Consider the following 10,636-nt stretch of genomic DNA (forward strand, 5'->3'; position numbering starts at 1 on the left):
TACTGCAAAAGGTTCTATCGGTTTGAATAAAGAATACTGTATCGATTTAAAGGCGTTGCCTTCGCTATTCACCCTTTATCGCAAAATATTTTTTGGACGCAAGCCCGGTTGGGACCAGCAGCCATTGCCGATGGTCAAGGTGACGAGCCCGAATGTATCGATTTCGCCAGATAAAGTAGTCCAATATGCGAAAGTATGTGGCTTTGATTTTGACGGTAAAACGCTACCGCCGACCTATCTGTATGTGATGGCATTTCGATTACATGCGGTGATTTTTACCCATGAAGCGATCACCTTCCCACTGCTTGGCATGATCCATTTAAAAAACAGCATCACTGTGCACCGTAGTGCTCGCGTAGATGAAAAGTTCGAAATTCAATGCGCGTTAACCACGAGTTGTATGACTGACTCAGGCCTTGAGTTCGAGTTAGTTTCTAAAGCGTATGTAGGTAGTGAGCTAGTTTGGGAATCATTGTCGACTTATCTATACCGCATCGAAGGTAAGGCGAAGCGAATTCGTCCACCTAAAGCCAATGATATGACTTGGCAAGAGCCAATAAGCTGGAGCTTAGCCGAAGACTTAGGTCGTCGCTATGCTAAAGCCTCTGGTGACTATAATTTGATCCACTTACATCCCGTGATGTCTAAACGCTTTGGTTTTGATCGTGTATTGGCTCATGGCATGTGGTCAAAAGGGCGCTGTATTGCACAGTTAATGCCTAATATTGGCGATCGCGCCTGCCAGATTGATGTGGCATTTAAGCTACCGTTATTTATGCCAAGCAATGTGAGCTTTTCAGCTGAGGAGCAGGACGATAAAACGGTATTTGAATTGAGAGATCAAAAAGGCCGTCGTCCCCATTTAAGCGGTGAAATTACCTTTTTATAATCGTTTATTGTTGAATAATTAAAGGCGCTGAAAGCGCCTTTTTTGTTGCTAAAATCTAATGTAAACACGGTATTTTTGGCATTATAAAAAAGCCTTATATTGTAAAGTTGAACGTTAAATCGACAAAAAAATGACCAGTTTGTTGACGTAGATTACAAAAAGCTAAAATAACATCGGATTGTTATTTTCTAGCTATCATAGATCACCTATATTGCAGCGGTAATTACCCTACATAATAATAGATTGTGGAGCCATAAGCATGCAGTCAGATATTGAAATTTCAAGCCAACATACCTGTTTACCCATCACCAAGATCGCAAACGATCTCGGACTGAACCCAGATGAGTTTTCCCCTTGTGGCGTTAACAAAGCTAAAGTTTCCTTGTCCGTAGCTAAAAGGTTAGCTGATAAACCCAATGCCAAGTTAGTGATTGTAACAGCCGTTACGCCTACACCTTTTGGGGAAGGTAAAACCGTGACCACAATTGGCCTCACTCAAGCGATGAATCTCAATGGTGTTAAAGCTTGTGCCTGTATTCGTCAGCCGAGCATGGGACCGGTTTTTGGTACTAAAGGTGGCGCTGCAGGTGGCGGTTTTGCACAAGTCGTACCTATGGAAGAATTGAACCTGCACTTGACCGGTGATATCCATGCCGTGAGTAGCGCCCATAACTTAGCTGCGGCAGCAATCGATGCGCGTTTATTCCATGAAACTCGTTTAGGCGCCGCTGACTTTACTAAAGAGTCAGGCTTACCGGCGCTCAATATCGATGCGGATAATATCCTCTGGCGCCGAGTGGTGGATCACAATGAGCGTAGCCTACGACAGATAAAAGTAGGCTATGGCGCGATGAATGGCCCAGTGCATGAGTCTGGATTTGATATTACAGCGGCATCAGAGCTGATGGCTATCTTGGCGTTAAGCCAAGATCTAAAAGATCTTCGACAGCGTATTGGCCGTTTAGTATTAGCACTTAACACTCAAGGTGAGCCGATTACCGCAGAGAACTTAGGTGTTGCTGGTGCAATGACGGTGATTATGATTGATGCGATTGAGCCGACTTTGATGCAAACCTTATCTGGCGATCCTTGCTTTATTCATGCGGGTCCTTTTGCCAATATCGCCCATGGTAACTCTTCGATTATTGCCGATACGATTGCGGCCAAGTTGGCTGATGTTGTCGTCACCGAAGCGGGCTTTGGCTCCGATATGGGCTTTGAAAAGTTCAGTAATATTAAAGTCAGAGAGTCTGGTTATGCACCAAGTGCGTCGGTTGTTGTCGTGACGCTTAAAGCACTTAAGGCTAACAGCGGTATCGAGTCAGATATCGATATCAACCAGCCAGATATGGAGCGACTACAAGCCGGTTTTGCTAATCTAGAATGGCATATCAATAACGTTAGCCAGTATGGCGTGCCAGTTGTGGTGGCGATTAATCGCTTTCCAACGGATACCGACGAGGAACTTGAATGGCTGAGCCAGCGTATTAAGCAAACTAAGGCTTTTGGTAGCGAGATCAGTGAAGCCTTTGGCAAAGGCGCAGAAGGCGCAAGCAAACTCGCTGATATGGTGTACCGCGCCACACAAACACCGTCAGACTTTAAGCTACTTTATCAAAGTGATACAAGTTTAGAGGCTAAGTTGATGACCTTAGCTGAGGTCGGATACGGCGCATCGAGTGTGACGTTATCGGATAAAGCGAGATCGCAGCTAAACTGGCTAACTAAGCATGACTATGCTGGTTTACCTATCTGCGTGGCTAAAACACCGATGTCGATAAGTCATGACCCTAATATTAAAGGGATCCCAACAGGGTTTGAATTGCCAATCACCGAGCTAAGGCTGAATGCCGGAGCGGGTTTTGTTACGGCATTAGTCGGACAAGTGATGACCATGCCGGGTCTTGGGGTTAAGCCGGGTTACCTTAATGTCGATATTAATGATGCTGGTGAGATTATTGGTCTGGCTTAAGGGCGATTATAAAATGAAAAAATCCCCGACAACTTAAGGTTGTCGGGGCTTTTTTTCATTTTATCTTTGTAGCTTATTTTTCTACAGCTGTTTGATAAATATGTACATCGCGCTGCGGGAACGGAATGCTAATACCTTCAGCGTCAAAGCGCATTTTAACGGTACGAGTAATATCCCAGTAAACATCCCAGTAATCTTCTGGCTTAGTCCAAGGACGAACAATAAAGTCGACTGAAGACTCGCCAAGCGTGTGCAGTTTAATCGTAGGCTCTGGATCTTTTAATACTAAAGGATGCGCCATTACGATATCGCGTAACACTTTTTCAGCATGCTCAATATCATCGCCATAACCAATACCAAAAGTCAGATCAACACGGCGTTGATGCTCAACGGTGATGTTGTTGATGGTGTCACCCCAGATCTTATTGTTTGGAACGATAAGTCTTTGGTTATCTAAGGTCTTAATCGTAGTCGATACCAAGCTCATGTGGCTTACACGGCCAGTAACACCACCGGCATTGATCAGATCACCCACATCGAATGGGCGGTAAATCAAAATCATCATCCCAGAAGCGAAGTTTGATAGGGTATCTTGCAGAGCAAAACCGATAATCACACCAGCGATACCGAAACCAGCAAGCAGTGGCGCAAGCTCGAACCCAAGTTGCGATAAGGCAATCAGTAAACCAAGCGCAAATACCACTTTACCGGAAAGAGAGATAAAGAAGTCTTGCAGTAGCATGCTGAATTTAAGCTTTGAGTTGCTGACGGCTTTTTCTACTACACGCTTAACTATTTTGCCGACTAGGCTCGACAGGATAAGGATTAAGCAGAAAATGATCAGTTTAAACATGATCCCCGCACCATTTTCCATGGCTTGAGTTTTTGCAATCGTCATCCATTCAGTTAACAAGTTACTCGCAACATCAAAGTTCAACACGTCTTGAGTGATGTCACCCGATACGCTAAACAGAGTTTGCTTGTAAAGTGCAGTATCTTGGCCTAGATGATCCAATAGGCCAATCGTGGTTGAAAGGCTAGTAGAGCTTTGATCTAGGCGTTCTTTTAACTCAACGACCAAAGACTTTTGCTCTGCGCTAACATCAGCTCCAGCAATTTGCACATCTGCAACGGCTTGGTTTAGGCGTTCTTGGTTGTAGTAAACAAAACTGTTTAAGTCATCGGCACGAGTGATTAACGTCGAGATAAACACTTTCGTTTTTTCATCAACATTAATGCCTACGGCTTTTGCCCAAGTCAGCAGTTCACTTTCTGAACTAAATAACTTGTCTTGCTCGCGCTGGATCTGCATTAGATCGAGCATGATCTCTCGATCACCCTTGCTACCCACTTCACTCATGAGCGTCGCTTTTTGTTTGGCAAAATAAGCTTCAACTGCATCAGTAAAAGCAAGTTGCTTAACAATATAAGGCTTTAGATACGGAAGATCAGGCTCCGTCTTATCCATCTGTTCTTGTAACGTTTCTTGCAACAAGCTGGCATTGCGTCCAATACGATATTCAAGAAATGTCTTAATTTCGCCCTTAGCATGAGGCAGTGCATTTACATCGCTGTCGATTAAGCTTTGGAGTTTATTTAGATTGTTAGTTAATTCAGTATTTTGTGCATTCACTACAAATGAGCAAAAACACAAAACAAGCATCAAAATTTTGGGGAGCATTTTATGCATTTGGTATGTCCGTTAGTTCCCAGGATCTGGTAATAATATTACGCCTTTGGAAAACTGTCGATTTGTTATTGTGATAGTGATAAGCATGATAGCGAATACACGGCTAAATCTGCTAAACTTCGGCACCTTAATATTAGGCGAAAACTGCGCCAATATGCAGCTAAAGAGAGATAAGCTTAGTGATATGCGCCCATTGTTCAAAATCATTTGCGATAGATAAAATTGAAAACCAAAGAGGCAAAGGGTTGAGCACCGAGATCCAATGTCCGTTTTGTCAGGCTTGGTTAGGTAAAAGTGTTGTTTTATCTTGGGTCAAAATCGTTAGCTTTTATGCTGGGGTTGGGCTATTTGTGTGGAGCTATTTTGATAGCGATATTCGCTCGTTTGGTATTCCGCTCGCTATTTTTTCCATCATGGTGATGTTAGTGACTCATCTAATGGATAATCTGAAAGTCATTGAAGGGCCCGAAGTTGAGCTGGTGGATAATAGCGAGCATCTTAAAAAGTATCGCTAATCACGCCGCACGAGTTGTGCAAAAGACGTTTTTGATGAGTGACTGCAAAAGGTTTATCGCAGAGATAAACATCGCAGGGATAAACCTGGGCGAGCGCTTGTTAAGACTGTTTACGATAAACGTTTCAACGATATCCTAGATTCTCGACAGAACCGATACACTCCGATGGTATTTGGCCACCAGAGTGTTACTGAGCCGTGACTAAATAAATTGCTTAGTCGATAACTTAGTTAGTCAACAACCTGAACTTGCGCTTCTAACGCAGCTTCTACGTAGTAAATCCCGCCAAGTATTGCGACAAAAAATAGCGTAGTCATGATGATCAATTTTAGGTTTGAGCGAAGAACTTCAAGCATGATAGTTGCGCCTTTTAATGGGTCAAATCTTGTTAAATATCACTATGGATACCATTTCACGCTAGCAATATTAGTTGTTAGAGCTTAAGTCAGTATTAATTAGCATTCAAGCCAATGTGATCTGCCTCACAAACACTTTTTAACGCTTTGCCTGCATCAATACTTGACTTCAACTGTCAGCGCAATAAACTTGGTCACGTTTTAACACATAAGGTTAACACTGTGATTCGAATGAGTAGCGTAAAGCAGAAACTGGTAATAGGGCTTGTTGCCGTATTCCTGTGTCTGTCGTTTGCGGCGTCCGCTCATAGTCTGAGTCATTTGGACGATGGCGCTAAAAACCATTGTACTCTGTGTTATCACCAACACCAGGTCAATAACCTGCTGCCCAGTTGTGAACTTAAGCTTGCTATTGAGCGTCAGGGAATTGAAAGCCAAGAGTACATCCTGCCACCTTCATACTCACGTCATGTGAGTTTCTTTAATAGCCGCGCCCCTCCAGCTTCAGCGTAATTCTTCATACCAAACAATAACTAAGAATTTTTTAAAGTATTCCCACAGGGAAGGCTTAGCTGTATTTCGGAGAAAAGATGACTATTTCAACTATGCGCCTAACTGGCGTAGCAGCAGCGTGCGCACTATTTTCAACTCAAGCTTTAGCAAGCGATCCCAGTTTAACTAACCCGGCGATCAGTGCAGTACTTGATGGCTATTATCAAAGCGCCGAGCGACCGATGTCAGAGCGTGTTGAAGGGTTTGGCTTAGGCCATACTGAGGTCGCAATGAGCGCCAACATTGACGATATGTTTTACGGTAAATTAACGGCTGTCGTCGAGATGCATGACGGTGAAACTGAGCTGGGTTTAGAGGAAGCCTTTATTCAAACTCTGGCGATGCCCGCTGGTTTTTCGGTGCGAGCGGGTCGTTTTCTGTCTGACATTGGTTACTTGAACAATCAACATGTACATACGGATGCGTTCTCAGATAGACCCGCGGTTTATCGTGCTTTCTTGGGCAGCCACTATTTTGATGATGGTGTGCGCTTGAACTATGTTGCACCAACAGATCTCTACTGGACCATGGGAGTCGAGAGCTTTAAGGGTGACAAAATGCGCGCTGCAGATGAGCATGGCGAGCGCGATTATAAAAACCTTGGGGTTTACACCGCCTTCACCAAATTAGGTGGCGATGTGGGTGATAACGGTTCTTGGCAAGCAGGATTAAGTTACCTACGTAATGAAAATGGCCGTATGACAGCGGATGAACATGAGCACGTTGAAGTGCAAGATGACCATGGCCATGATCACAGCCATAACGCCCAATACACCGGAGAGAACACTTACATTGCAGACTTTGTCTATAAGTGGGCTCCTAATGGTAACTATAAGTACCAACACCTAACGTTAAGTGGTGAGTATTTCCGTGTCACCGATTTTGCCCCACTTGAAGAGCATCATGACGAGCATGAAGAACCGGGTCACGATGATTCAGGCAAAGATTATCAAGATGGATGGTACTTGAGCAGTGTTTTTCAATTCTCACCTCGTTGGTCTGCCGGGCTACGTTATGGCCAGATCGACACTCAAATGATGCATAGCGATCATTTTGACCCACAAAAATTGAAAGAAACTGAAGTGAGTCTAGCTTGGCATCATAGTCACTTCTCTACTGTGCGCTTGCAGTACACCAACCAGCAGGGGACAAACTTTGATGGGATCGAAGATGACAACGTCATCACTTTACAATATGTCATGACTCTGGGGGCTCACGGTGCGCATCAATTCTAAGCCGTTTTTATCAAAAGGGGTTCAAGCCCTAACATTAGCACTGGCATTAGGTGTGAGTAACAATGCCGTTGCTGCGTTAAACATTTTTGCTTGTGAGCCTGAATATGCCGCATTAGCGAAAGAGCTGGCCCCCGGTGCAAAGATCTACTCTGCCACGACGGCGATGCAAGATCCGCATCAAGTGCAGGCGCGTCCAAGTTTGATCGCTAAAATGCGTCAAGCCGATCTGGCAGTCTGTGCCGGTGCGGATCTTGAGGTTGGCTGGTTGCCAATGTTGCAGATGAAGTCTGCCAACGCGAAAGTGCGATCGACCGATCAGGGGTTGTTCTTCGCATCTGAGCAGATCGATACGCTAGATCAGCTCGAATCGGTGGATCGCTCTATGGGTGATGTGCACGCAAAGGGCAACCCGCATCTACATTTCGATCCTAATCGTTTACTGGGCGTTGCCAGTGGCCTAACCCATAAGCTTATCCAGCTCGATCCCGATGGCAAAGCTGATTATGAAGCGGCCTTGGCCAGTTTTACTAAGCGTTGGCAAGCGGCTATCCCTAAGTGGGAGGCGAAAGCCAAATCGCTTCAGGACAGTAAAGTGATCGCTTACCACTCTAGTTTCAAATATCTGTTTAACTGGTTAGGGCTAGAACAGGTGGCGGATCTTGAGCCAAAGCCTGGGATCCCGCCTAGTAGCTCGCATTTAGCCAGCTTACTTAATCGTGCTAAGCAAGGTGATATTTTAGCGATCATTATCGCGTCATATCAGAGCGAGCGTGGGGCAGAGTGGTTATCGGAGCGATCGGATCTACCTGTGCTGATATTACCTATGTCAGTTGGGGGCAATGATCAGAGTGTCGATCTGTTTAGCCTTTACGATAGTGCCATCGATCTCTTGTTGAGTGCTAAGCGTTAACGCCTATAGCTTGATATTGATTATTGTTACTGAGTGAATAAGGCGGATCGTGCTTGAGCGATCCGCCTTAGGTTTATCTATTATGATAAGAGTCTAACTATGTTTGATCTCGATCTACTTTCAATTTTATTCCCCGCTTTTGTGGCGGGCGTCTTGGTACTGTCGACTCACGTTGTCTTGGGGCAACAAGTATTAAAGCGCGGCATTATCTTTATCGATCTGGCTATCGCTCAAGTCGCAGCGTTAGGCGCCATTGTTGGCCACCTTAATCATGATATCGAGGCGCTGCCTTTTTCACATGTGTGGATGCCAGCGCTGTTTGCTATAGCAGGTGCAGGATTTATCGCGTGGCTTTCTAAGCGAATGGCCGATGAGCTAGAAGCTATTATCGGTTGTTTCTATGTGCTGGCGGCAGTGGCTGCCATGTTACTGTTATCAAATGATCCCCACGGCGCCGAGATGCTAAAAGAGCTGATGTCTGGGCAGATCCTGTGGGTGAGTTGGAGTCAGTTAATTTTGCCTGCCAGTGTGTATTTGGCAATCTTACTGGTATTGTTTTATAAGCCAGACTTGCTGAGTGGCCGCGCTTTTTATCTTATTTTTGCCATCGTGATTACCCTTTCTGTAGAGCTTGTTGGGGTGTATTTGGTATTTAGTAGTTTGATATTGCCAGCGCTGGCCGTTAACCACTTCTATGGCCGATTTAAACTATTTTGGGCTTATATGGTAGGGCTTCTAGGATACATATCGGGGCTCGTCTTGTCGGCTAGCTTAGACTTACCTAGTGGTGCTGCGATCGTATCGACCTTAGCCTTGAGTGCTATCGCCTTTAGGTTGGTACTTAAGCTTAAAGGAAAATCAAAGCAGTCTGTGAGCGGCGAGACTCGATACGAGCACTCTTAGTCGATGACGGGTAGCCGATAACAGATAGCAGAAGCGCTGTCGCAATATGGCCAATAACAGTGACTTGATCAGAGCTTGTTAAGCATAAGCGTGGCAGGTCAGACCTTAAGGGGTGGGGAACTAAGCTAAAATCTTCCAAAATATTTGAGCATGGTTAAAGTTCGCTTAAGCCGTTTACGCTAAAGTAGCATCCCTTGAATTTGCTATCATGCATATTCAGGCTACACGTGTAAACTAATGTTCATTAACATAAGTTGTATTTATATTGAGTCGCACTTAGTTGGTGGCTATACTGGCGCCAATTAAATCGCGGGAGATTATAGTGCTGTTAATCCTTAGATGTTTGATCTTGTCTGTCATGCTGTTATTAGCCTTTGTTATCGGTGGCTTAGCTTGTATTTTACGTCCTCGGCATCGAGATAACGTACATATGTTCGCCAAAGTCTTTTCTTGGGCGGCACCAGTACTTGGTATCAAAGTCATTGTGCGTAACTCACAACAGCAAGGCGATAAGCCGTGCATTTTCCTGGCAAACCACCAGAATAACTTCGATATGTTCACTCATACGGCCGTCGTACCCAAAGGCACGGTGAGTTTAGGTAAAAAGAGTCTTGCCTGGATGCCGTTATTTGGACAAATTTACTGGTTGTCTGGCAATATTCTTATTGATCGGAAAAACCGTAACAAAGCATTTGATACCATGGCAGCAACGGCCCGCAAGATAAAAGACAAATGCTTGTCTGTGTGGATCTTCCCTGAAGGCACACGTTCTCGTGGTAAAGGCTTACTGCCATTTAAAGCTGGTGCTTTTTATACGGCAATAGCTGCGGGTGTACCTATGGTACCTGTATTAGCCTCAAACCAGTGTCATATTAAGTTGAACCGTTGGAACAATGGTGTGGTGATCATCGAAATGATGGATCCAATTGAAACCGCAGGTTTTGATAAAACACAGGTGAAAGAACTTTCTAAGCGCATTCACACTATGATGTCTGAAAAGTTATCTCAGTTGAACCAAGAAGCTTCTGCATTAATGACGAAAGCGGTATAATCGGTCGCGAAATTTTTGAGGAGTTATCGATGTCTATTGAACGCCAGTTAAAAGAACAGAAACAAGAAAATAGTGAGATCGTTGAAGCGATCCTTGCAGATGGTTCATTGGCCGATGCCGACTACACCATTGAGCATCACTTCTCATCAACTAACTTTGATCGTTTAGAAAAAGCGGCTGTTGACGCATTTAAGCTAGGTTATGAAGTTAACGATGCTGAAGAGATGGAGTTAGAAGATGGCTCAGTGATCTATTGTTTCGATGCTGTCGCTAGCCATGAGCTAAAGACCGACCTGTTAGATGAAGCCTGCGAAAAAATGATTAACATCGCGGCTAAACAGAAGATTGATTACGACGGTTGGGGCACGTATTTCATCGACGAAAATGGCGAAGAAGTCCGAGATGACGATGAATATGACGACGAAGACGAAGAGCCTGTGCACTAATTGGTGCGCTTAGCGTTAAAAATAATGCCCATCTAGTGATTAATGCCGTTCACTTAAGGTGAACGGCATTTTTATTTTTGGCATACCGTTGAGGCCTTGGTTTTACTGTTCTGGGGA

At 44.5% G+C, this 10,636-nt stretch carries 11 protein-coding genes; 9 read left to right on the forward strand and 2 right to left on the reverse strand.

From position 1 onward, the window contains the following. Positions 1-22 precede the first annotated feature (22 nt). Entirely contained in the window at positions 23-889 is an 867-nt protein-coding gene (locus ACVBIK_RS08015; RefSeq protein WP_447159813.1) for a MaoC family dehydratase, read from the forward strand. Positions 890-1,148: 259 nt separating this feature from the next. After that, positions 1,149-2,861: a formate--tetrahydrofolate ligase gene (locus ACVBIK_RS08020; RefSeq protein ID WP_447159732.1), complete on the forward strand. Its 1,713-nt coding sequence runs from the start codon at positions 1,149-1,151 to the stop codon at positions 2,859-2,861. A gap of 73 nt (positions 2,862-2,934) precedes the next feature. Here the strand turns inward: ACVBIK_RS08020 and ACVBIK_RS08025 are convergent, their stop codons facing one another. Beyond that, positions 2,935-4,551 (reverse strand): mechanosensitive ion channel family protein, encoded by a 1,617-nt coding sequence (locus tag ACVBIK_RS08025; protein WP_447163271.1) that lies wholly within the window; start codon positions 4,549-4,551, stop codon positions 2,935-2,937. A gap of 245 nt (positions 4,552-4,796) precedes the next feature. Between ACVBIK_RS08025 and ACVBIK_RS08030 the strand changes: the two genes are divergently transcribed. Beyond that, on the forward strand, positions 4,797-5,066 hold the full coding sequence (locus ACVBIK_RS08030) for a hypothetical protein (RefSeq protein WP_447169439.1): 270 nt from the start codon (positions 4,797-4,799) through the stop codon (positions 5,064-5,066). A gap of 230 nt (positions 5,067-5,296) precedes the next feature. Here the strand turns inward: ACVBIK_RS08030 and ACVBIK_RS08035 are convergent, their stop codons facing one another. Continuing rightward, positions 5,297-5,422, reverse strand: a complete 126-nt coding sequence (locus ACVBIK_RS08035; protein ID WP_447159729.1) for a hypothetical protein — start codon at positions 5,420-5,422, stop codon at positions 5,297-5,299. Positions 5,423-5,653: 231 nt separating this feature from the next. Between ACVBIK_RS08035 and ACVBIK_RS08040 the strand changes: the two genes are divergently transcribed. The 6 genes from ACVBIK_RS08040 (at position 5,654) to rraB (ending at position 10,519) form a co-directional block, all read left to right on the forward strand. Beyond that, positions 5,654-5,935 (forward strand): ABC-type zinc uptake system zinc chaperone, encoded by a 282-nt coding sequence (locus ACVBIK_RS08040; protein WP_447159812.1) that lies wholly within the window; start codon positions 5,654-5,656, stop codon positions 5,933-5,935. A 77-nt stretch (positions 5,936-6,012) separates the two neighbouring features. Then, on the forward strand, positions 6,013-7,209 hold the full coding sequence (locus tag ACVBIK_RS08045) for a hypothetical protein (protein WP_447169440.1): 1,197 nt from the start codon (positions 6,013-6,015) through the stop codon (positions 7,207-7,209). Further along, a complete protein-coding gene (locus ACVBIK_RS08050) occupies positions 7,193-8,119 on the forward strand; it encodes a metal ABC transporter solute-binding protein, Zn/Mn family (RefSeq protein WP_447159727.1) in 927 nt (308 codons plus the stop codon). The genes ACVBIK_RS08045 and ACVBIK_RS08050 overlap by 17 nt, the downstream gene beginning before the upstream one ends. 99 nt (positions 8,120-8,218) lie before the next feature. Then, positions 8,219-9,022: a metal ABC transporter permease gene (locus ACVBIK_RS08055; protein WP_447163269.1), complete on the forward strand. Its 804-nt coding sequence runs from the start codon at positions 8,219-8,221 to the stop codon at positions 9,020-9,022. Positions 9,023-9,344: 322 nt separating this feature from the next. Next, positions 9,345-10,073 carry a 1-acylglycerol-3-phosphate O-acyltransferase gene (locus ACVBIK_RS08060; protein WP_447159725.1) on the forward strand — a complete coding sequence of 243 codons (729 nt, stop codon included), beginning with the start codon at positions 9,345-9,347 and terminating at the stop codon, positions 10,071-10,073. Between the two features lie 29 nt (positions 10,074-10,102). Beyond that, positions 10,103-10,519, forward strand: a complete 417-nt coding sequence (rraB, locus tag ACVBIK_RS08065; protein WP_447159724.1) for a ribonuclease E inhibitor RraB — start codon at positions 10,103-10,105, stop codon at positions 10,517-10,519. The last annotated feature ends 117 nt before the right edge of the window (positions 10,520-10,636 follow it).

It is taken from the genome of Shewanella sp. 125m-1, assembly GCF_052977065.1.